The sequence below is a fragment of the Citrobacter sp. Cpo109 genome (genome assembly GCF_030332565.1).
Lineage (GTDB): Bacteria > Pseudomonadota > Gammaproteobacteria > Enterobacterales > Enterobacteriaceae > Citrobacter > Citrobacter portucalensis.
In genome coordinates this window covers 162,610-184,214 of record NZ_JAOWHQ010000062.1, presented here as the reverse complement: position 1 = coordinate 184,214, position 21,605 = coordinate 162,610, and the positions used below count along the sequence as shown (strand labels likewise).

Below are 21,605 nucleotides of genomic sequence, written 5' to 3'. Positions count from 1 at the left end.
GTCTGTGCGCTGTGCTGCCTGATGCGTTGTGCTTATCAGGTCTACGGCAGCGTGTCTTTGTAGGCCGGATAAGGCGTTAGCCGCATCCGGCATTATCCATTAAACAAACGGTGCCAGCGGGTCGGCAATCTCAAATGCTACTGCTCGGTCTGCTTTCGGTGGGTAAATCAGCTCGCTGACAATCGACACCTTCAGCTTCTTCGCTTCTGCGCGCGTCAGTTTTACCTGCTGATCCCATCCTTCGCTATACACCGCACCCCAGGCACCAAGATCCAGGCAGGTGACGTAGTTTTCCTGACGATATGGCAGTGGTGTTACGTTTAACAGGTCTGCCGCAGCGTTATTACCGGCAAATTTACCCAACAAAATCGCGTGCTGACAGGTCATTAACGCATGGTTGCCTTTGTCGTCGGTGGCGGCATAGGCCACATCGCCAGTGGCGTAGATATCATCGTGACCCACAACCTGCAGATTGGTATTCACATGCAGACGGCCCTGGCGATCGCGCGGGGCATTAATCTGTGCTGTCAGGCTATTGGCCTGTACGCCGACGGTCCAGATAACCGTTTGAGAGGCAATCACCTGCCCATTTTTCAGCGTGACGCCGGAGGCATCCACGCTTTCTACTTCCGCATTGACCAGCCACTCGACGCCCAGTTCAGCAGAGGCTTCGATAATCACGTCACGTAATTCCTGGCTCCAGCGTCCGCCTGGCTGAGCACCGCGTTCAACTACGACAACTCTGGTCTTAGCATCAGCACCCAATATTTCGCGCAAACGACCCGGTAATTCCAGCGCCATCTCTATCCCGGTGAAACCACCACCACAGACCACCACGGTATTGCGAGCCTCACTTTCCGGTTGTAATGCCAGATTGTTAATGTGCTGCTCCAGTACGGCGGCGCTTTCGAGTTGGTCGAGGTCAAACGCGTGCGCGGCGGCACCGGCGACGGCGTCGCGGTTTACATGACTTCCGCTGGCGAGCACCAGGCGGTCATAGCGACGCAGATGAGTGTCACCGTTGGCATCTTTCCAGCTCACCTCTTTAGAGTCCGGGAGGATTTGCTCGACGTGACCTTGCAGGAAGTTGACGCCGGTAACGTCAAACAACGGTTGCAGTGGTGCGACCAGCGTATGAACGGCGCTTTCATAAAATCGTGGGCGGACACGCAGCTCCGGCTGTGGCGCAATTACTGTAATATCAATTGCCTGCTGATGTTTATCCGCTAGTCGTGCGGCGCTTAATGCTGCCCACATACCGGCAAAGCCGGCGCCCACGATCAGAATTTGTTTACGCATTGGGGTTTTCTCACTGGTGACTACGAATTATTTACTCGGATTTTATTTGTCGTAGTTATGAATTGCAATGCGATCGAGATCCTTTTTGCCTCAAAGAGCGATGTTTTTTGATTATCTGTTTGATAAATATGTATTTAAAGTTATGTTTTGAAAAGGGGTTACTTTGCTGTCTGGAATGAATGAGATGAAAAAGCTACAATAAACTCAGATTCATTTTGGCTGAGATAAGAGAATGGCATTCTACAGTTCGGGAGTTGAGTACGGCATTCATAGCCTGATGTGTATGGTCGACAGTAAGGGCGACGCGCGGGATATGAGCGTGCGGGAAATAGCCGAACTGCAAAGCGTACCGTATGACTATCTGGCAAAAATTTTCACCCGTCTGTCCAAAGCGGGTCTGGTGCGCAGCATTGAAGGCAAAGGTGGCGGTTTCCAGTTAGCTAAACCCGCTGAACACATCACGGTGCTGGATGTGGTGAATGCTATTGATGGCGATAAGCGCATCTTTGAGTGTCGTGAAATTCGCCAGCGGCTGGCGGTATTTGAGGAACATCCACCGGAGTGGGCCTGTGAAGGCATTTGTGGCGTGCGTTCGGTAATGGACATGGCCCAGCAGCGAATGGAAGAAGCGCTCGGCCAGCATACGATTCTGGACTTGGCGCGCAAAATGTACCGCAAAGCGCCGGACACTTTTGTGGTAGAAGTGCAGGAGTGGATAGACGCGCGTAAAGGGTAGTGAGTGAAAATGCCCGATAGCGCAAGGCGACCGGGCATGTTGAATGTAGGCCAGACAGGGGCAATAGCCGCCATCCGGCACTGAAGGTTATTGCTCGGTGCTCGGCGTATTAATCATGCGGTTCAGCCATGGCACCATAATCGCCATCACGACCGTTACGGCCAGGGTGACAAGGCCAATCTTACTGAAGACGTTGGTATAGATAGGCAGCGTTTGCAGCGGGTCGGTGATGTTCTCTGGTACGGCGGTGAACGTAGCGACATAACCCCCCATCAGGAAGGCCGCGGCCTGCGTCAGGAACCACATCCCAAGAATGAAGCCCATCAGATGTTGTGGCACGAGAGCAGCGACCATAGCCAGTCCCAGGGCGCTAATCAGCAGTTCACCCAGGCTCTGGAACAGATACACCAGCACGATAAACCACGGCGACGTCAGCCCTTGTGCATCGGCAAACCACATCCCGGCAGCGGCGGCCGTCAGGAAGCCCAATGAGCACAGGAACATACCGAGCGTAAATTTCATCGGCATGGTCAGGTCTTTGCCTTTGTTGCCCAGACGGGTATAGATTGCGGCCAGTACCGGACTCGCCAGTACCACCCAGAACGGGTTCAGCGCCTGGAAGCTCACCGGGTTGATGGCGAAACCAAGAATTTCATGGTGTACGTTATTGATCGCAAAGAAGTTCAGCGATGTCGGCATCTGCGCGTACAGCACGTAGAACACCACCGCTTCCAGCATCAGGATAAAGGCCACGAACATCTTGTTGCGCCCGGTTTTATCCAGTTTGAATGCCTGACGGAAGAAGATGATGGTCACGACAATCGACAGGACGATCAGCACCAGGTTGGCAATCTGCACGTTGTGCATCAGCCAGGCGCAGATAAATACCATCACTACCGTACCGGCCAGCACGTACAGCAGGTTACGGAAGTTCAGTGGCTTATGGTCTGGCTCAGAGCCGATATTTTTCACCATTCCGCGGCAGGCAAAGTAGACCAGCAGCGCGACGATTAGTCCGGCTCCGCACAGGTTGTAAGTCACAGCGTAGCCAAACTTATCGGCAATCACCGGCGCCAGCGACAGTGACAGCAGCGAACCGATGTTAATCGACATATAAAACAGGGTGAAAGCACCGTCCAGACGGGCGTCTTTCGGGGGATAGCATTTTGACAGCAGGCTTGCCGGGTTGGCTTTAAATAGCCCGTTACCAACGGCAATGGTACCCAAAGCAATAAAGATTAGATCCGGCTTAAGCAGCGACATTCCGGTCATGAAGTAGCCGATTGCCAGCACAATGGCACCGAGTACCAGCGTGCGCTTGGTGCCTAACAGGTGGTCGCCGACGTAGCCGCCGATCGAGATCAGGCCGTAAACCAGTGCGGCAAAGGCACCAAAGGTGACAAATGCCTGTTCTTGTGAAAATCCGAGCTGCTTAACAAAAAATACCGCCAGGATGCCCTGTACGCCGTAATAGCCAAATCGTTCCCATAATTCCACAAAGAAGATCATGAAGAACGGACGAGGTTGCTGCAGCAAGCCCGTAGGTGCAGTTTTATTCATATTCCATCGCCTTTCAAAGCCATCCCGAAAAGTATGAACGCGTATGCTTAAACGCGCCGAAAAAGTCTTATTTTGTTATAGACTGCGGTTATTGGCCGCAAGGGTAGAGTATTATAGAGATGGTTTTCGATCCAATTAGTTGATCACACTAATTATGATTTATTAGCTGGATGGATGTACTAATTGTGACCGAATGATAAAAACAAAAACGCCCGCAAAGGCGGGCGTTTACAGGCTTAACGACTTGCAGTGGGCCGGGTTAACTTCCGGCGGCAAGCATTTTATGCTTCTTCGTCGTCACGCAGCGGAACAATCAACATGTCGACGTGGACGGTGTTGATCAGTTGGCGCGCGGAGGACATCAGTTTGCTCCAGAAATCCTGGTGGTGACCACAGACGACCAGATCCATGTCGTATTTTTTGATGGCATCAACCAGAACCTGACCCAGGTCGCCGCTACCGCTCAGGGTTTCGGTGATAGGGTAGCCTGCATTGGTGGACAGCTCGGTTAACGCGTGGTGGGTTTCTTCAGAAATGCGTTTCTGCATGTCGCCCAGATTCACGTCGATAAGCCCGGTGTACAGGTCAGAATAGTTTACGTCAACGTGGATAAGGGAGACTTTAGCATTGTAAGGTCGCGCCATAGAAACCGCTTTTTCAACCAGAACTTTGCTTTCCGGAGAAAGATCAACCGCGATAAGAATGTGTTTATAAGCCATAGTGTTACTCCTTCCATAAGTTGTCGATGACTAGCCTGCTGGCGTTATATGCCGCCGCGTCATCCGCGTCCTGCGAACCTTGTGCGCGGGGCTAGCCCAGTCGTAAAAACGTACCATATAAGGACTATCCTTACATTATAGCGACCAGGATAATCCGTCAATCCGCCTTGCTTGCCAAATAGTTAAACAAATTTTTTAGTTAATTGCATTGATAGCGATTAACCTTATGGCAAAAAAATTAACTAATCTCCTACACTATCTAAAGAGGCGTTCGGATGCGTGATACTAACACGAACGGTTTCGGCTGCACTCTTCATTGAATGGTTTGGCAGGGTATCGGGGAGCGGTAGTCCCGGAAAGGAGTTCCGTGGGCGGGTCGCCGGGGAGGAGGTATGATAAGCACCATTGCATTATTCTGGGCTTTATGTGTCGTTTGCATTGTTAATATGGCGCGCTATTTTTCTTCGCTACGCGCACTGTTAGTGGTACTTCGTGGTTGCGATCCATTACTTTACCAGTATGTAGATGGAGGGGGCTTTTTTACCTCGCATGGGCAACCGAACAAGCAGATGCGTCTGGTGTGGTATATCTACGCTCAGCGTTACCGCGATCATCATGATGATGAATTTATTCGCCGCTGTGAGCGGGTTCGCGGTCAGTTCATTCTCACCAGCGCGCTATGTGGCCTGGTGCTAATCAGCATGGTTGCGCTGATTATCTGGCACTGATTCCAACAACAGATACAAAAAAAGCGGGTCAGCTTCCTGACCCGCTTTTTTACCGTGCATTCGCTTAGATAAGCTTCAGGGACAGCCAGTAAAGCACCCCGGAAAGAATAATCGCAGCCGGCAGGGTGAAGACCCAGGCCATCAGAATGCTGGTTACCGTTTTACGCTGCAATCCGCCGCCATCAACAACCATCGTCCCCGCAACGGAAGAAGAGAGAACGTGGGTGGTGGAAACGGGCATACCGGTGTAGCTGGCGAGGCCGATAGAGACTGCGGCGGTCATCTGCGCCGACATCCCCTGGGCATAAGTCATGCCTTTCTTACCGATTTTCTCGCCGATGGTGGTGGCAACGCGACGCCAGCCAATCATCGTACCAATACCCAGCGCCAGTGCGACGGCCATAATGATCCAGATAGGCGCGTACTCAATGGTGCTCAGCATGTCAGCTTTCAGTTTTTTCAGCAGACGCTGATCGTCAGCGCTTACGCCAGGCAGCTTAACCACTTTATCGGTGGTATCAGAGATGCACAGCATAATACGGCGCAGCTGACCACGCTGTTCGACGCTTAACTTGTCATAGGTTTCCAGGTTCGCCAGCATACCTTTCGCACGTTCCAGCGCGTTGATTGTATTCGCCGGGTGGCAATGGAACTCTGTCGTCGTCGCGGGGGCCGCGTCCGTCGGGGACGGAATCAGCTGGTCTACGCCTGTGGCCTGTTTAAGCAGGTCAGGGCGCTGCTGGAAGAAGACTTCGACGTTATTGATTGCATCACGGGTACGGGTAATCTCGTAACCGGAAGCATTCATATTCACCACGAAGCCTGCAGGCGCTACGCCAATCAGCACCAGCATCACCAGACCAATGCCTTTCTGCCCGTCGTTAGCGCCATGAGAGAACGCTACGCCGATAGCGGAGAGGATCAGTGCAATACGGGTCCAGAACGGCGGCTTTTTCTTGCCATCTTTCTTTTCACGTTCTGCTGGCGTCAGGTGGATACGGGCACGTTTTTTTGTACCGCTCCAGTAACGACGCAGAATGAAAATAAGACCGCCTGCAACCACCAGACCAACAATTGGCGAGATGATAAGCGAAGCAAAAATACCGATAACTTTCGGAATGTTAAGTGCGTCCACCACCGAGGTGCCGGTCATCAGTGCATTGGTTAAACCAATACCGATAATGGCGCCAATCAGCGTGTGGGAGCTGGATGCAGGTAAACCAAAGTACCAGGTACCCAGGTTCCAGATAATTGCCGCCAGCAGCATGGAGAACACCATGGCAAGGCCATGTGACGATCCCATATTAAGCAGCAGATCCGTTGGTAGCATATGCACGATGGCATATGCCACGCTGAGACCACCCAGCAAAACACCAAAGAAGTTGAACAACGCAGCCATGACCACCGCCAATTGCGAACGCATTGCACGGGTATAGATCACGGTTGCGACAGCATTGGCTGTGTCATGGAAGCCGTTAATTGCTTCGTAGAACAGCACAAAAGCCAGAGCAAGCAATAGTAAAAGCCCGGTATGTAAATCCAGGCCAGCAAACAAATGTAGCATAGGACGTTACGCCATTTTGAGGACATGAACGCGGCGCATTATCAGTGACTTTGGCGGCGCGGGCAAAGTGAAATATAGAGTTTTTTTGATTTGTCTCCTGCTTTGTTTTACACCACTAAAGAATTATCCTATATATTTCAGTTAAATACACTTTATCGGTAGTTTGGTGCTGGTGCGACCACTGAGGAATCTTTACAATTCACACCCGCTTTTTAGAGAGGATCGCAACGTGGAAAGGTTTGATACCGTTATTATAGGCGCTGGCGCAGCGGGTATGTTTTGTGCCGCGCAGGCAGGACAAGCAGGTAGTCGAGTACTGCTGATTGATAATGGTAAAAAGCCAGGGCGCAAGATTCTCATGTCTGGCGGGGGACGCTGCAACTTTACCAATCTTTATGTCGAACCGGCCGCCTATTTGAGCCAAAACCCCCATTTTTGCAAATCGGCACTTGCGCGTTACACGCAGTGGGATTTTATCGACCTGGTGGGCAAACACGGTATTGCCTGGCATGAAAAAACGCTGGGTCAGCTGTTCTGCGATGATTCCGCTCAGCAAATTGTCGATATGCTGGTAGACGAGTGTGAAAAAGGTAACGTAACTATGCGGTTACGGAGCGAAGTCCTGAGCGTGGTGCAGGATGATGAAGGTTTCACCCTCGAACTGAATGGCATGACGGTCGGCACGAAAAAACTGGTTATCGCTTCAGGTGGGCTTTCCATGCCGGGTCTGGGGGCAACGCCGTTTGGTTATAAAATTGCCGAACAGTTTGGTCTGAAGGTGTTGCCAACGCGCGCGGGACTGGTGCCCTTTACGTTGCATAAGCCACTGCTGGAGCAGCTTCAGGTGCTCTCTGGCGTGTCGGTCTCCTCCGTTATCACCGCCGAAGACGGCACCGTATTTCGTGAAAATCTGCTCTTTACACACCGAGGACTTTCGGGCCCAGCTGTTTTGCAGATTTCCAGTTTTTGGCAGCCAGGCGAATTTGTCAGCATTAATTTGTTGCCGGATGTTGACCTCGCAAGCTTCCTCGACGAACAACGTAGCGCACACCCTAACCAGAGCTTAAAGAACACGTTAGCGATGCAGTTGCCAAAGCGCCTGGTGGAATGTTTACAGCAGTTAGGGCAAATCCCAGATGTTTCGCTGAAGCAGCTTAACATGCGCGATCAGCAAACGCTGGTTGAGACGCTGACCGAGTGGCGGGTACAGCCGAACGGTACGGAAGGGTATCGTACCGCTGAAGTCACGTTGGGCGGCGTCGATACCAACGAGCTGTCATCGCGCACGATGGAAGCCCGCAAAGTGCCAGGGCTCTACTTTATCGGCGAAGTGATGGACGTCACCGGCTGGTTGGGAGGCTATAACTTCCAGTGGGCGTGGTCGAGTGCCTGGGCATGCGCACAGGATTTGGTATCTGGTGAGTGAATTTGTTTACCTCTGTTACAAGGAACTGACTCAGGCATGCGTTTCTTAACTCCGGGAATGATAAGATAAATCAGTTAAAAATCGTACACAGAAGGGAACGGGATGCACATGGTTATTCCTGAGGTAAAACAGGAGCGGCTCTATCAAAAGATAGCCAATCTCATCATTAAGCTCATCAACGATAGTATTTTTCCGCCGGGAAGCTTCTTGCCCCCTGAACGTGAACTGGCGAAGCAACTTGGCGTGAGTCGGGCATCGCTCAGAGAAGCGTTGATTGTGCTTGAGATCTCAGGGTGGATCACCATCCAGTCCGGTAATGGCGTGATTGTTACTGATAAAAAGCATTCTGCCAGTGATTATACGGTTGAAGAAATCCTCTATTCACGTGAGTTAGTCGACAGCCATTGTGCGCGTCTTGCTGCCCAGGCCGGGAAAGATGAGCTAATTAGCCAGCTTGAAGCGCTGCACCTCAGCATGGAAAAAGCCATTAGTGAAAACAATGTCCACGGTTTTTACTCTCTCGATAAGCTATTCCATTTAACGGTATCTGAAGCCAGTCAGAACCGCGTTTTGCTCGATATGTCGCGTATGTTGTGGGAGCAACGCGTTAACATCCCGTATGCCGGACTGGACAAACGCTCCGGCAACCGGGATGTGTTAACCAGTATGAATCAGCAACATAAAGCAATTGTGGATGCGATTCGCCAGGCGGATGCTGACGGCGCTTATCAAAAATCTCTGGAACATCTGGCTTACGTCAGGCAGATCGTGGGTCTTTGAAACAATAAGCGTTAATAACTCAGAGCGGCTACCGCTGCACGCGCGCCTAAGCTGTGCAATTGCTGACAGGCAGCGGTGACATGCTCAACAAAGTCGGTGTTATCGCGCAGATCCCGCCCAAAGATGGTGTCAATTGCCAGTAGTGCCCTGACACGCTCCCCAGTTGATGGATAGTGCTGATAAATAGCCCTAAACTGTTCCGCCAAAGGATCGACCACTTCAATTGGATTGCCTTTTTCATCTATACCACTGACGTAGCGTATCCAGCCTGCAACGCCCAGAGCCAGGCGACGGTAGTTGTCTCCTTGTTCAAGATGAAGCCGAATGGGGTCCAGCAAGCGTTGCGGTAATTTCTGACTGCCATCCATAGCAATTTGCCAGGTTCGGTGCTTCAACGATGGATTGCTAAACCTTGCGATCAGCAACTCCGCATAACCTGCCAGGTCTGTACCTTCAGGCATCGACAGCGTTGGAGCCTGTTCATCAAGCATTAACGCCAGCGCAGCGTTGCGATACGCCGGGTTTGTCATCGTATCGGCAATCGTCTCGTAGCCACCCAGATAACCAAGGTATGCGAGGAAAGAGTGACTGCCGTTGAGCATACGCAGCTTCATCATTTCAAACGGCACTACATCTTCCACAAACTGCGCGCCAACCCGATCCCAGTCCGGACGACCATTAACAAAGTTATCTTCGATAACCCACTGGCGGAACGGCTCGCAGGCAATGGCACAGGGATCGTACACGCCAAGCTGCCCGGCGATTTGCGCTAATGCCTCATCCGTTGCCGCTGGGACAATGCGGTCCACCATCGTACAAGGAAACGTAACATGCGCGGCTATCCAATCGGCCAGTTGCGGGTCGCGGGTCGCTGCCAGCCCCAGGACAGCTGCTTTCGCGACATGGCCGTTCTCTCGCACGTTGTCGCAGGAAAGCACGGTAAAGGCCTTTAATCCCTGCTTGCGACGCAATGCCAGAGCTTCGACAATATAGCCAATCGCCGATTTTGGTGACTGCGGGTTTACAATGTCATGCTGGATAAACGGGTGATTCAGATCCAGTTCGCCGCTGGCGGGATCGGTACAATAACCTTTCTCGGTAATCGTCAGTGAAACAATGGCGGTTTCCGGGCGCGCCATTGCGCGGATAATTGCATCTCCGCCATCGAATTCTGGATGCAGAGCTTCGTTCATCGAACCGATGATTTTAAGTTCTGTATTTTGCGCCCCACGCTCGGCAACGGTATAAAGCAGATCCTGCGCCTTTAGATTTTGAATTAGCGTGGCATCGTTTCCGGGCATCAGGTTAACCTCGCAGATACCCCAGTCGCTATCGCTGCTTTCCAGCAGATGATGGGTATAAAGTGCCTGGTGGGCTCGGTGAAAGGCCCCACAGCCAAGATGTACGATTCGAGAAACCAGGCGTGAACGATCCCAGCATGGGCGCGGGGTGGAAATCTGAGCGTTGGCGAGATTTTGTTCCATGACAACCTCCTGTCATTGAAGATCTTCTTTGATGATGTGCTATCAAAGACCGGTCCTGACGGAATGAAAAACCGCATAGCGATGGACACCATGCGGCAATAATCTGATTAACTGAAAAAGGCGCGCCGGATAGCCAGCTCAACACCACGTACTTCAGCCAGACCTTTCAGACGCCCAATAGCGGAATAACCGGGATTGGTTTTCTTTTTCAGATCGTCAAGCATCTGGTGACCATGGTCTGGTCGCATGGGGATCAAGACGGCGTTACCATCATTTTTACGGCGCTCTTCTTCTTCGACTATCGCTTTCACCACGTTGTACATATCGACATCACCGGAAAGATGTGCCGCTTCATGGAAGGTTTTGGGATTATCTTCGCGTTGCGTGGAGCGCAGATGGGTAAAGTAAATCCGTGGGCCGAACTGTTTAATCATATCTACCAGATCGTTGTCTGCGCGCACCCCATAAGAGCCTGTACACATTGTGAAGCCATTCGCCATACTGTTGACGGTTTCCACCATCCACTGCATATCTTCGATGGTGGAGACAATACGCGGCAGACCAAGAATTGGGCGCGGCGGATCGTCTGGGTGCACGGCCATGCGTACGCCAACCTCTTCCGCAACCGGGATGATAGCCCGCAGGAAAAAGGCAAAGTGCTCGCGCAGGGCCGCTTTGTCGATATTTTGATAAGTCGCCAGGTGGCTACGGAATTGGTCCAACGTGTAACCTTCTTCGGCGCCTGGCAGACCGGCAATAATGTTTCGTGTCAGCCGCGCCTTGTCCTCTTCGCTCATGGTGGCGAAACGCTCACCCACTTGAGCTATCTCATCCGCGGTGTAATCTGCTTCGGCTCCCGGACGTTTGAGAATATGCAGCTCAAAGGCGGCAAACTCAATCTGGTCAAAGCGCAGGGCTTTTGAGCCATCGGGCAATTCATATTCCAGATCTGTGCGCGTCCAGTCCAGAACCGGCATGAAGTTGTAACACACGGTATAGATGCCACATTGGGCAAGATTACGCAGCGTCTGCTGATAATTGCTAATCCAGAGATCGTATTGCCCCGTATGGGTCTTGATATCTTCATGAATCGGCACGCTTTCCACGACGGACCAGACCAGACCGGCTTTCTCTACGATCTCTTTGCGTTTGAGAATTTCTTCTACGGACCAGATTTCACCGTTTGAAATATGATGAAGCGCTGTTACTACGCCGGTTGCTCCGGCCTGACGAACATCGGACAACGACACGGGATCGTTCGGGCCATACCAACGCCAGGTTTGTTCCATTGTTTTATCTCCTGGGAAAATTAATGAAAGGTCGCATTGATCTTCAGATAGCGTTCCGGGTATTGATCGAGTTCTTTTACAGCGGCAGGAACCTCATCAATACTCACTACTTTGCTGACAACATCCGCAGGATTGATGTTCAGCGTTGCAAGCATCTGTAACGCTTCTTCAAACTCGCCTGCGCTGGTGCGGGATCCGCGAAGATCCAGTTCCTTAAACGTGATCAGATTGGTGGGTAACGATGTTTCCTGTTTTGGCCAGCCGGTGAAGGCAATACGACCAGCAAAAGAGGCCAGATCCAGCGTTTCGCGAATCGCGCTGTTAGCGCCAGAGGCTTCAACCACGACCTGGGCCATCGTGCCCTGCGTAATATCTTTTATCGCGTCAACAACCTGCGTATTCGAGGGATTGATAACGTACGGGACGCCTAGCGATTTGGCATACTGGAGTCTTTCTTCCACGATATCGATCAGGATAGGTGTCGCGCCATAACGTAATGCGCTCAGTGCCGCCATCAGACCTATCGCACCCGCCCCAATGATGGCGATATGTTCCCCTGCGGTGAGTTTGGCCCGATGTAGCGCATGTAGCGCAATGGTCAGCGGTTCTGCCAGCGGAGCCATCTCGGAGGCTACGTCATCAGGGATTTTGTGAATCAAATGCGCAGGGTGAGCAACCACCTCCTGCATTGCACCATCAATATGTACGCCAATTACTTTTAGATTCTCACAACAATTTGTTCTGCCTACCGAGCAGGGATAACAGTGACCACAATAGATATAAGGGTCAACAATTACGCGGTCTCCTTCTTTTATGTTGGCCGGCATACCATTGCCTTCTTTAATAACAACGCCGGTAACTTCGTGGCCAATAATACGTGGGTAGGTTACTAAAGGATTAGTTCCGCGAAATGCACCAATATCAGAACCACATATTCCGGCAGCATCAACTTTAATCAGCACTTCATTATCTTTCTTTTCAGGATAATCAACCCAGCGGGTTTCAATTTCACCGGGTTTATTGATGTAAACAGCTTTGACTTTCATTTTCTTTCAATCCTTTATTTTTGACAAATACGAATACCAGGCAGCTGGAAACAATCGCAATAGCACCAGCAAGATAGAATGCGTAATCATATTTACCGCTGAACTGAACGATGAATCCGGTGACCAGCGGGCCAATGATCCCGGAAATATTCGCTAGCCCATGCATGGCTCCGCCGACGCTACCAACTTTATCTTTATGCACTACATCCTGAATAACAGCCCAGTAAATTGGCCCGGTCAGATACAGCAGGAAGAGCGAGACAGACATCAGTCCAACGGCGCTGCTGATGGTGGTGACTGTGCCTGAAACACCAACACAAATCGCCGCACCAGCCAGGCACACGCCGAGAATAAGACGTCGAGAAAGCAGGGCATTTCCTGTAACGCGATAGATATAATCAGAACATACGCCGCCCAGAACCATACCGATTGCGCCTATCACCCACGGGATCACGGTTGCAATACTAATTTCTTTAATATCAAGATGTAATGAGTGATTCAGGTAGCTTGGAAACCATGTCAGGAAGAAAAAGAGTATGTAGTTATAGCTAAAGAAGGCCAGCGTCGTTGCCCACACCATCGGCTGTTTCATGTAGTAGCCAAGAGAAGGCATTGCTTTACCGTCATCCGCTAAAATAATGTCGTCATGGTTTTCAAAATCGACACGCTCTTCCGGGGCAAGGTGTTTACTTTTGGAGGGTTTATCACTGGCAATGAAGTACCAGAGAATGACCCAGGCTAAACCAAACAGGAAAATAATCCCAAATGCCGGACGCCAGCCTAATGAAAGTGCCAACAGGCCAACGACCGGACCAGAAATTGCACCACCTAACGGTGAACCGGCGCTAAAAATACCAATCGCAGTGGCTGATTCTTTACGCGAAATCCAGTTATTGATGATTTTATTGCCGGCTGCGCTAACTGGTCCTTCGGCCATGCCAAATAATACGCGTACGGCCAGCATAGTCCATAAACCGGTAACTAAACTGGTCATCCCACAAAATACTGACCAAAGTAATGCGGCGACCAAAAATACTGTCTTAGGACCAAACTTGTCGCTGGCCCAGCCACCGATAAAGTTAAACAGTGCGTAGCCAACAAAGAATGCGCTGAAAATCATACCCATTTCAGCGGCATTAAATCCTAATTCCTTTTCAATGAGTGGAGCGGTGATCGACAATGCTGAACGATCCATATAGTTAAGCATGTAAACTATAAATAGAAGAAAAACGATAAGCCATCCCATTGTTTTTCTTTTCATGATATATCCTCTTATTGTGGTCTAGCGGCCTGACCACAATATTTAAATCCTATTTTAAGATCACCATCATTTTGATGTGAATGTGATCGACATAACGAAAATCAATGTGGAAAATAACGATAAGTAAAGAGAGTTAATCGTAATCTAATGAATTTAAATGACTTTATTTGTACCTTGGTAATTTGTGATAGATCTAATCGTATACTCAAGTCTATTTATTGCGGGTTTGCATTAACGATGCGCCGAGGAAACGACGTATGTTCAGCATAGGTCTGGTATTAGCGCTGAGGGGATGTCCAGCCATCGCATAGAGGCATGCAGGCATCAGCCAGAAATGCCACGGCAAACGTTGTTAATGTAATCATTTGTTAACAATTGTGCTACATATCACAAAATCAAAGTCAACCGGTAAAGTCGCTTTGACACGCTTTCCGTTACCTTCTAGAGTGGAAAAATACAGATTTTAGATAAGAGACTATCTGTGAAATTAAGATGGTCTCTTATTGCATTTTTTTAGCTAATGGCGACCTTCTTCCGAATATTATGAAGGGGAAAGCCATGTCCGCATGCTCATTCTCGAATCCGATAAAAATCCGTGGTGTTGATGATGTTATTCATTGCATCGACTCACGCGGAAAAATCAATGGCAGAGCCGGTGTTATTTGGTGGTTAGCGCTAGGTGGCCTGTTTCTTGACGCTTTTTCAAATTCAGCCCTCAGCGCTGGATTAAATCCAATGACCCGCAATTTAAATCTGAGCGCGACCGAAGTTGCGCTGCTGACCTCATTTTCATCGTGGGTTGCCATATTATTTAACCCCATCGGCGGCTGGATTGCCGATCGCTGGGGGCGTGTTCCACCGCTGATTATTGCCAAAATAATGGCGGTGATCGGTGCGTTGCTGGTGATGTCGTCCTCCAGTTTCAGCACTATTATCATAGGCCGCTTCTTCGTTGGCGTCTCTTACGGAATGGATTTTGCCGTGGCCATGGCGATGTTAGCGGAGTTCACCCCGGTGAAACTAAAAAGCCGTTTAAACACCTGGCAAGGGGTGTGGTATGTCGCTGTGTGTTTAAACCTGGCATTGGCGTTGATGTTTTATTCCTGGGATGTTGGAGATGCTATCTGGCGTTATTCTATTGCCGTAACAGCATTATGCGGACTGATTGTTCTGTTCTTCCAGTTTCGTTATTTAGTTGAAAGTCCGGTATGGCTGGCGAGAAAATCACGTCTTTCTGAGGCCGTGATCGCTATGAATAAAATATACGGTGAGAATTTTATTCTGGCACCAAAGACGGAGCAAAAACCGGTCATTGGGCAAGCGGAAAAAGGTGCAAAAAATGTTCTGCTAATATTCCGTAGTGTTTATTTACCGCGTACGATTCTGGCTTCTACGGTTCAGATCTGCCAGTCAATACAATATTTTGGTGTCGGCTGGTATTTACCGGTTATTAGCGCTGCGATGTTTGGTAAGAACTTTGTATATGCAACATTGTGCTCACTGTTTTTTAACGTTTTCGGTATCGTTGGCGGCTTCCTGTCGCCCGCTATAGGTCGCCGTCTGGGCTTGCGCCGTTCGTCGGCGATCGGTTTTGCCGTGGCTTTTCTCGTACTGCTTACGCTGGGACTGTTCAGCGACAGTATGCCGCTGTGGGCCTCTTTGCTGGTCCCTGCGCTGTTTATTCTTTGTCACTCTGGCGGGCCTGGCGCAAATGGGAAAAGCCTTTCATCACTCTCTTTTCGCAGTGAACTGCGGGCGGGTGCCAACGGTGTGGTGGGGGCGCTTGGCGCAATCGGTGCGGCGCTTGGGTTGTTTATTTTCCCCGTCTTCCGCGATCTGTACGGTCTGCAAACAACTTTCCTGATCATGTCCGCTGTTCCGCTATTTGCGAGCATCGTCTGTTTTGCGATCCCGTGGGATCCCACTCGCACGACCATCCAGCCGGATAACGAGCCTGGTGCTCCGCAGTTCGAATCACCCCATTCATCCTATCCCGAGTCGATGGCCCCCGAGTCAAACAGGAGCACGAAATGATTGAATATGAAGATGTCATTCTGGCGATAGATGAAGGGACATCTGGTACGCGCGCGGCAGTGGTGGCGCGAAATAGCCAGGTCCACTGCCTGGAATACCAACCGCTTCAGGTCAGTAGCCAGCGCCATGGCGTTGTTGAACAAGATGCTGATGAAATATTACAGGCCACCATTGCCGTGTGTCGCACAGCGATTGCCAACGCCCAGCGTAGCAAGATGCGCATTGTGGCGCTGGCGATTGCTACGCAACGCTCCACGGCGGTGCTCTGGGATGCAGGCACTGGCAAGGCGCTGGCACCTGCGATGGTTTGGCAGGATGCACGTTTTACGGATGAACTGGCGCAACTAGCCCCCTACTGGGATGAGAAGCTGCTGCCGCTCATTGGTCGGCCGGTCGGGATACGCTCTCCTTACCTCTGGGCGTCATACCATATCACCAACACATCGGCAGTGAAGAAAGCGCACCAGGCCGGAACGCTGGTATTTGGCACCGTTGACAGCTGGTTGCTCTGGCATCTGGCGCAAGAAAAAAAATGTGTCACTACCCCTACTAACGCCACGTCTGCTGGGGCGTATTGCCTTAACGAGCATCAGTATCATTTGCCCTGGCTGCAGGCGTTGAATTTCCCAGCATCATTGCTGCCATCATTACATGATGATGCTGATGATTTTGGCACTACGTGTGAAGATATCCTCGGAATTAGCGTCCCGATCCGGGCCTGTGCCGGAGATCAGTTTGCGGGGGCTATCGGCCTGGGCTGTACTGAACGCGGACAGGCTTTTTGTATGCATGGGACCGGCAGCTTTGTCGACTTGATGATGGGGCCGACGGTACCGACGCTGAATAAGAGTTGTGAAAGCACGCTCACAATGACGGCTCGCCGCCAAAAAGGGCGTTCACACTTCTCTGTAGAAACTTTCGTTCCAACTACCGGTTCGGCTTTGAACTGGGTGTGCGAAAAGCTGCACTGGTTTGACTCGCCCGAACAAATTAGCGAGTTGGCTGCGCAAGCCAGTGATTCTGGCGGCGTGAGTTTCATTCCGGCATTGACGGGTCTGCGTGTTCCTCATCTGCAACCGCAGGCCCGCGCCTCCCTTAACGGTATTTCAATCTCGACCACGCGCCCGCAGGTGGCTTACGCCATTCTGGAAGGTATCGCGCATTCGGTCGCTGCCTGTATTCGTGCGAATGAAGCGGCAACCGGCATACCCGCACAAGAACTGGTGGTTGGGGGCGGGTTATCCAATAGCGATACGTTATTGCAAATCCAGGCTGATGTTAGCGGGATCCCCGTACGGCGGATGGCCGAAACAGCACGGGCCAGCTTACGTGGTGCGGCATTTCTGGCAGGGGCCGATGGGCTGCTGTGGGACTCGTTGCCTGATGCCTGCGCCACGCTCAAAACAGCGCGCCTGTTTGAACCCAAAATCAGTCATGACCTTCGCGAACAAAAAATAAACCGCTGGGAGATGCGTATTGCGCTCGAAATAGATGCCGCCAGCAGCTTCACTTCAGCTAATCAGGAGCGTACCCACTCATGAAGTTTTTCCCCTCGCGAAAGCCTAACAAAACACGTAGTGAAATGTACGGCGCAGAGCCGTTGCGTCTGCATCGACCTGAGCAACTGGACCGACTGGAAAGCGAAACCTACGACATCCTGATTGTCGGCGGCGGCGTGACAGGAGCCTATGCGGCGCTGGATGCCAGCCTGCGTGGCTATCGGGTCGCGCTGATTGAAAAAAGCGATTTCGCTTCGGGGACGTCATCCAAGTCATCAAAAATGGTGCACGGTGGTCTGCGTTATATCGAGCAGGGGAACCTGGGGCTGGTGCGTCACTCTTTGCTCGAACGCCAGCGTATGCGCCGGAACGCTCGCCATCTGGTGCAGCGGCTTCCTTTTTTATTTCCGGTGCTTGATAAGAATGGCGTGTTTGATAAGCGCATGTCTTCGGCGTTTGAAAGTCTGCTCTGGACCTACGATCTCGCCGGCGGATGGCGGGAAGGTATCCTTCACCAAAAATTGACTCCGGCGGAAGTACTGTCGCACTGCCCAACGCTGAAAGAGGAACAACTCTCCGGTGGTTTTATGTATTTCGATGCCCGTGTTGACGATGCCAGATTAACGCTCGCCCTGGTGCGCACGGCGGCGTTTCATGGGGCGACGGTGACTAACCATGCCGAAGTCATTGAAACCACACGTGACCAGCACGGCAAAGTCAATGGGGCCATTGTGTATGCCGATGCCCGAGAAATTCGGATCAAAGCGCGGGTAGTCATTATGGCGACGGGCGTCTGGCTGCGTGACTGGAACGGGCTGAAAAAAGGGGAGGCGTCCCCTCTGAATATTCGCCCGGCGAAGGGAGTTCACGTCGCGATCCCATGGATGAAGATTCGCAATGATTGCACCGTGACCATCCCGGTTGCCGGACGCAGTCGACGCGCGACCATAACGCGCTGGGGTAACGTCTCCTATCTGGGCACCACGGATGAAGACTATCAGGGCGATCTGAACGATGTTCACTGTAATCGCACTGAGCTGGACTTTCTGCTGGAAGGGGCCAACTCGGCGCTGAAAACGGATCTGCGCCCGGAAGATGTGGTGGGAAGTATCGCCGGTTGCCGTCCTCTGGTGGGCGTGGCGGGTGGAAAGACCGTTGAGATGAAGCGTAACCATGAGATCCGGGTTTCAGCGGACGGGCTCATTACCATCGTCGGCGGCAAACTGACGACATCACGTCATATGGCGGAAGAAACCATCGACGCGGCCAGCAAAATACTGGGTCGTAAGAAGGCCTGCTCAACGAAAACTGCGTATTTGCTTGGCGCGGCGGGTTATGACCCGCAGGCCATTCTGGCCTCAGGTGGTCTGTCTGCGCATCTGGGCGAGCGCTACGGTACTGAAGCCCATTTTGTCAGTGACATTATCCAGGCCGATCCGTCGCTCATGAAGCCTATCGTCGCAGGGCTTCCCTATACCGAAGCGGAAGTGGTGTACGCCGTGCGCCATGAGCTTGCCAGCACTGTTGACGATGTGCTGTCGCGCCGAATTCGTGCTCGCCTGATGGCGCGCGATGCATCAGCCGCTGCCGCTGAACGCGTTGGGGAAATACTGCAACAAGAACTCCGATTACATCCTGAGCACGTGGCTAAACAGGTCGCCAGCTATCAGGCCGCAATTAAACATGAAAAATCAATGCTTATGGGGACATCAGAATGATCAGTAAAGAAGCGATTAAACGTGGTTACAACCGTGGAAATTATACCGTTGGCGCACATACTCGTCCCGCATGGGCAACGGATATCACCCGCAGCGGTGGCGCAAAAGGAATGCAGGTTGATCCCGTTGCAATAAGCGAAGCAACGTTTGACCGTCTGCGGGTCATTGCCGATGAAGTGCTGACGTCTGAGGCCGATGTGATTTCCTGGACCCGTGACTGGTGGGCCGGTTCGATGATTGCGGAAACCCAGGGCGCCCCCGCCACCTCAAAAGGGGTGATTGTGCGCGTTTCCACCGTGGAACAGATTCAGGACGTGATGCGTCTTGCCAGTGAATCCGCCATCCCGGTCACGGTTTCTGCCGGGCGGAGTAACGTTACCGGAGCCGCCTTGCCGTTGCGTGGGGGGATCGTGCTGGATGTTTGCGAACTCAATAAACTTATCGACTTTGACCCGCAAAGTCAGATTGTTGAGGTAGAAGCCGGCATGTTTGGCGATGTTTTCGAACAAACCATCCAAAAAGAGTACGGTATGACGATGGGCCACTGGCCGTCTTCGTTTGGCATTAGTACCGTGGGTGGGTGGGTCGCCTGTCGTGGTGCGGGGCAGCTTTCTACCCGCTATGGCAAAATTGAAGATATGGTTTTTGGGATGGATGTGGTACTTGCCGATGGGCGCTTAATCACCGTGGGCGGTTATGCACGCAGCGCTATCGGACCGGATTTACAGCAAATGTTCATTGGTTCGGAAGGCACGCTGGGTGTGATTGTGCGTGTGCGTTTGAAGCTGCATCGCCTGCCGGATTATGGCCGCGCCATCGCCTGGGGTTTTTCCAGTTTCGCCAGTGGACTGGAGGCATGTCGCGAAATCTTACAGCATGGCGCGAATCCGGCGGCACTACGTTTGTACGATAATCTGGAAAGCGGCGTGCAGTTTGGTCTGCCAGAGACCAATGTCCTGCTAATTGCGGACGAAGGACAGCCAGACATGGTCGACGCGGTGCTGGCTATCAGTGAGCGTGTTTGTAAGCAGAGCGGAGAGGAACTTGACGGTGAGGCCATCTTTGAACGCTGGCTGGATACCCGGTATCTGACGGGCAAAAGCGCTGAAGGCTTTAAGAAAAGCCCCGGCCTGGTGGCGGACACGCTGGAAATGGTGGGACGCTGGCGCGATCTCAGCGCGGTATATGATGATGTGGTGGCTGCGATTAACGCTGTACCGGGGACGCTGGCTGGTTCAGCGCACCAGTCTCACGCCTACGTCGATGGCGCATGCCTTTACTTTTCGCTGCGTGGCGATGTGGCCGTTGAGCAACGCGGGGCGTGGTATCGTGCCGCATGGGACGCGGCAAATGCGGTGCTGATTAAACACAATGCCTCCCTCAGCCATCACCATGGCGTTGGGCTGCTTCGTTCCCCCTATATGCAGGCCTCATTAGGCGAATCGCTTTCGGTTTTGGCCGATATTAAAAAGGCGCTGGATCCGCAGAATATCCTGAACCCGGGAAAACTGGGGTTAAGCGCTGAGCTTCACTCACATCGGGCAGGTCAATCATGATCAAAAACCTTGGCGTGCTTCTGGCACGCCATCCAATCATCATGGCGATTTACGGCATTGAGCAACTGAAAACCGCGCTGTCCAGCAAAGCTGAAGTCTGCATTATTGCCAATATTGATCTGATTAAGCTCCAGCCAGTGATCGAACTGCTGTCGAAGGCGGGAAAGTACGTCATCGTCAATATCGACAGTTGTAATGGGCTGTCGCAGGATAAAGGTGGCATCGATTATGTGGCTGAAACAGGGGCGATGGGGCTGCTCTCTACGCGTTTGCAAACCGTACAGCGTGCGAAAAAATGTGGGCTGGTGACCATGCAGAAAATCTTTGTCACTGACCGTTCCACCTGGCTACGCAGCCTGAAAGCGGTGGAGCAAAGCGAACCTGATTATGTGCAACTGATGCCCGCGCAGATGCTGCCGTTGCTCCCGCAGGCCGATCGTAATGTGTTGCCGCCGATTGTGGCGTCCGGGTTTGTCTGCAATGAGGAGCATGCTCAGACAGCACTGTTGCACGGCGCGATAGCCGTCTCAAGCAGCGACAGTGCGTTATGGGATGTGAATCTTCTACGTTAACCACCGGGAGCCAAAAATGGAAAATACGCAGCTGTTTGTTGTCGCACATTATTTTGCCCAACCGACGATGGGCGACAAGGTAAACGATGCGCTCAGCATGCTGGCGGAGGCGACGCGTAGCGAGCCTGAAAATATCACCTATGAGTTTTTCCGTTCCACGGAAGACGGCGATCGCTTTGTGATTGTTGAGACTTATCGTTGCGCACAAGGTCTTGAACTTCACCGACAAACGGAACATTTTCAACGCATTGGCATTGGAATTATTACTCCGCTGTTGGAGCGTAAAGAGGTGAAAAGCTTTCACATTCCTCCCGATGAACCGCGTAGGTAAACG

18 protein-coding genes are annotated in these 21,605 nt (G+C 51.8%); 10 read left to right on the top strand and 8 right to left on the bottom strand.

Going from position 1 to position 21,605, the window contains the following annotated elements; all coding sequences use genetic code 11:
* Positions 1-99: 99 nt before the first annotated feature.
* Positions 100-1,299 (bottom strand): NAD(P)/FAD-dependent oxidoreductase, encoded by a 1,200-nt coding sequence (locus OGY71_RS14960; RefSeq protein ID WP_286605726.1) that lies wholly within the window; start codon positions 1,297-1,299, stop codon positions 100-102.
* A 232-nt stretch (positions 1,300-1,531) separates the two neighbouring features.
* Between OGY71_RS14960 and OGY71_RS14955 the strand changes: the two genes are divergently transcribed.
* Positions 1,532-2,035 carry an RrF2 family transcriptional regulator gene (locus OGY71_RS14955; RefSeq protein WP_003023361.1) on the top strand — a complete coding sequence of 168 codons (504 nt, stop codon included), beginning with the start codon at positions 1,532-1,534 and terminating at the stop codon, positions 2,033-2,035.
* An 87-nt stretch (positions 2,036-2,122) separates the two neighbouring features.
* Here OGY71_RS14955 and dtpB read toward each other — a convergent pair whose 3' ends face one another.
* Positions 2,123-3,595, bottom strand: coding sequence for a dipeptide/tripeptide permease DtpB (dtpB, locus tag OGY71_RS14950; protein WP_003827469.1), 1,473 nt, complete (start codon positions 3,593-3,595; stop codon positions 2,123-2,125).
* Positions 3,596-3,876: 281 nt separating this feature from the next.
* Positions 3,877-4,314 (bottom strand): universal stress protein UspA, encoded by a 438-nt coding sequence (uspA, locus tag OGY71_RS14945; RefSeq protein ID WP_003023368.1) that lies wholly within the window; start codon positions 4,312-4,314, stop codon positions 3,877-3,879.
* A gap of 392 nt (positions 4,315-4,706) precedes the next feature.
* Between uspA and uspB the strand changes: the two genes are divergently transcribed.
* Complete coding sequence (gene uspB / locus OGY71_RS14940) at positions 4,707-5,042, top strand: universal stress protein UspB (protein WP_003023371.1); 336 nt, start codon at positions 4,707-4,709, stop codon at positions 5,040-5,042.
* Between the two features lie 64 nt (positions 5,043-5,106).
* Here uspB and pitA read toward each other — a convergent pair whose 3' ends face one another.
* The gene (gene pitA, locus OGY71_RS14935) at positions 5,107-6,606 is read right to left on the bottom strand and encodes an inorganic phosphate transporter PitA (protein WP_003827471.1); all 1,500 of its coding nucleotides are present in this window, start codon (positions 6,604-6,606) and stop codon (positions 5,107-5,109) included.
* A gap of 229 nt (positions 6,607-6,835) precedes the next feature.
* On the opposite strand from pitA, the gene OGY71_RS14930 reads away from it, so the two are divergent.
* Together OGY71_RS14930 and OGY71_RS14925 are read left to right on the top strand one after the other, a co-directional pair.
* Positions 6,836-8,032, top strand: a complete 1,197-nt coding sequence (locus tag OGY71_RS14930) for a BaiN/RdsA family NAD(P)/FAD-dependent oxidoreductase (protein WP_063941417.1) — start codon at positions 6,836-6,838, stop codon at positions 8,030-8,032.
* Between the two features lie 102 nt (positions 8,033-8,134).
* On the top strand, positions 8,135-8,812 hold the full coding sequence (locus OGY71_RS14925) for a FadR/GntR family transcriptional regulator (protein WP_003827476.1): 678 nt from the start codon (positions 8,135-8,137) through the stop codon (positions 8,810-8,812).
* An 11-nt stretch (positions 8,813-8,823) separates the two neighbouring features.
* Here OGY71_RS14925 and OGY71_RS14920 read toward each other — a convergent pair whose 3' ends face one another.
* From OGY71_RS14920 to OGY71_RS14905, 4 genes are all read right to left on the bottom strand, one after another.
* Positions 8,824-10,296, bottom strand: a complete 1,473-nt coding sequence (locus OGY71_RS14920; protein WP_193134819.1) for a fructuronate reductase — start codon at positions 10,294-10,296, stop codon at positions 8,824-8,826.
* 107 nt (positions 10,297-10,403) lie between these two features.
* Entirely contained in the window at positions 10,404-11,585 is a 1,182-nt protein-coding gene (gene uxuA / locus OGY71_RS14915; protein WP_286613451.1) for a mannonate dehydratase, read from the bottom strand.
* A 20-nt stretch (positions 11,586-11,605) separates the two neighbouring features.
* Positions 11,606-12,631, bottom strand: a complete 1,026-nt coding sequence (locus OGY71_RS14910) for a zinc-binding dehydrogenase (protein ID WP_003827481.1) — start codon at positions 12,629-12,631, stop codon at positions 11,606-11,608.
* Complete coding sequence (locus tag OGY71_RS14905; RefSeq protein ID WP_286613450.1) at positions 12,603-13,892, bottom strand: MFS transporter; 1,290 nt, start codon at positions 13,890-13,892, stop codon at positions 12,603-12,605. The genes OGY71_RS14910 and OGY71_RS14905 overlap by 29 nt, the downstream gene beginning before the upstream one ends.
* 543 nt (positions 13,893-14,435) lie before the next feature.
* Between OGY71_RS14905 and OGY71_RS14900 the strand changes: the two genes are divergently transcribed.
* The 6 genes from OGY71_RS14900 to OGY71_RS14875 are packed head-to-tail and all read left to right on the top strand — an operon-like array spanning position 14,436 to position 21,602.
* Positions 14,436-15,926: an MFS transporter gene (locus OGY71_RS14900; RefSeq protein ID WP_353622302.1), complete on the top strand. Its 1,491-nt coding sequence runs from the start codon at positions 14,436-14,438 to the stop codon at positions 15,924-15,926.
* The gene (locus OGY71_RS14895; RefSeq protein WP_286613448.1) at positions 15,923-17,467 is read left to right on the top strand and encodes an FGGY family carbohydrate kinase; all 1,545 of its coding nucleotides are present in this window, start codon (positions 15,923-15,925) and stop codon (positions 17,465-17,467) included. Before OGY71_RS14900 ends, OGY71_RS14895 begins: the two co-directional genes overlap by 4 nt.
* Entirely contained in the window at positions 17,464-19,143 is a 1,680-nt protein-coding gene (locus OGY71_RS14890; RefSeq protein WP_063941411.1) for a glycerol-3-phosphate dehydrogenase/oxidase, read from the top strand. Before OGY71_RS14895 ends, OGY71_RS14890 begins: the two co-directional genes overlap by 4 nt.
* Positions 19,140-20,699, top strand: a complete 1,560-nt coding sequence (locus OGY71_RS14885) for an FAD-binding oxidoreductase (RefSeq protein ID WP_003827490.1) — start codon at positions 19,140-19,142, stop codon at positions 20,697-20,699. Before OGY71_RS14890 ends, OGY71_RS14885 begins: the two co-directional genes overlap by 4 nt.
* Positions 20,696-21,271: a glycerol-3-phosphate responsive antiterminator gene (locus OGY71_RS14880; RefSeq protein WP_003827492.1), complete on the top strand. Its 576-nt coding sequence runs from the start codon at positions 20,696-20,698 to the stop codon at positions 21,269-21,271. Before OGY71_RS14885 ends, OGY71_RS14880 begins: the two co-directional genes overlap by 4 nt.
* 16 nt (positions 21,272-21,287) lie before the next feature.
* Positions 21,288-21,602 carry a putative quinol monooxygenase gene (locus tag OGY71_RS14875; protein WP_003827494.1) on the top strand — a complete coding sequence of 105 codons (315 nt, stop codon included), beginning with the start codon at positions 21,288-21,290 and terminating at the stop codon, positions 21,600-21,602.
* Positions 21,603-21,605: the final 3 nt, after the last annotated feature.

Excerpts from the sequence above, each read along its gene's own strand:
- OGY71_RS14875 (WP_003827494.1), top strand. The coding sequence starts at position 21,288 with ATGGAAAATACGCAGCTGTTTGTTGTCGCACATTATTTTGCCCAACCG.
- dtpB (WP_003827469.1), bottom strand. The coding sequence starts at position 3,595 with ATGAATAAAACTGCACCTACGGGCTTGCTGCAGCAACCTCGTCCGTTC.
- OGY71_RS14910 (WP_003827481.1), bottom strand. The coding sequence starts at position 12,631 with ATGAAAGTCAAAGCTGTTTACATCAATAAACCCGGTGAAATTGAAACC.
- OGY71_RS14900 (WP_353622302.1), top strand. The coding sequence starts at position 14,436 with ATGAAGGGGAAAGCCATGTCCGCATGCTCATTCTCGAATCCGATAAAA.
- OGY71_RS14880 (WP_003827492.1), top strand. The coding sequence starts at position 20,696 with ATGATCAAAAACCTTGGCGTGCTTCTGGCACGCCATCCAATCATCATG.
- OGY71_RS14890 (WP_063941411.1), top strand. The coding sequence starts at position 17,464 with ATGAAGTTTTTCCCCTCGCGAAAGCCTAACAAAACACGTAGTGAAATG.
- OGY71_RS14885 (WP_003827490.1), top strand. The coding sequence starts at position 19,140 with ATGATCAGTAAAGAAGCGATTAAACGTGGTTACAACCGTGGAAATTAT.
- pitA (WP_003827471.1), bottom strand. The coding sequence starts at position 6,606 with ATGCTACATTTGTTTGCTGGCCTGGATTTACATACCGGGCTTTTACTA.
- OGY71_RS14955 (WP_003023361.1), top strand. The coding sequence starts at position 1,532 with ATGGCATTCTACAGTTCGGGAGTTGAGTACGGCATTCATAGCCTGATG.
- uxuA (WP_286613451.1), bottom strand. The coding sequence starts at position 11,585 with ATGGAACAAACCTGGCGTTGGTATGGCCCGAACGATCCCGTGTCGTTG.
- OGY71_RS14895 (WP_286613448.1), top strand. The coding sequence starts at position 15,923 with ATGATTGAATATGAAGATGTCATTCTGGCGATAGATGAAGGGACATCT.
- OGY71_RS14905 (WP_286613450.1), bottom strand. The coding sequence starts at position 13,892 with ATGAAAAGAAAAACAATGGGATGGCTTATCGTTTTTCTTCTATTTATA.
- OGY71_RS14925 (WP_003827476.1), top strand. The coding sequence starts at position 8,135 with ATGCACATGGTTATTCCTGAGGTAAAACAGGAGCGGCTCTATCAAAAG.
- OGY71_RS14960 (WP_286605726.1), bottom strand. The coding sequence starts at position 1,299 with ATGCGTAAACAAATTCTGATCGTGGGCGCCGGCTTTGCCGGTATGTGG.
- OGY71_RS14920 (WP_193134819.1), bottom strand. The coding sequence starts at position 10,296 with ATGGAACAAAATCTCGCCAACGCTCAGATTTCCACCCCGCGCCCATGC.
- uspA (WP_003023368.1), bottom strand. The coding sequence starts at position 4,314 with ATGGCTTATAAACACATTCTTATCGCGGTTGATCTTTCTCCGGAAAGC.
- uspB (WP_003023371.1), top strand. The coding sequence starts at position 4,707 with ATGATAAGCACCATTGCATTATTCTGGGCTTTATGTGTCGTTTGCATT.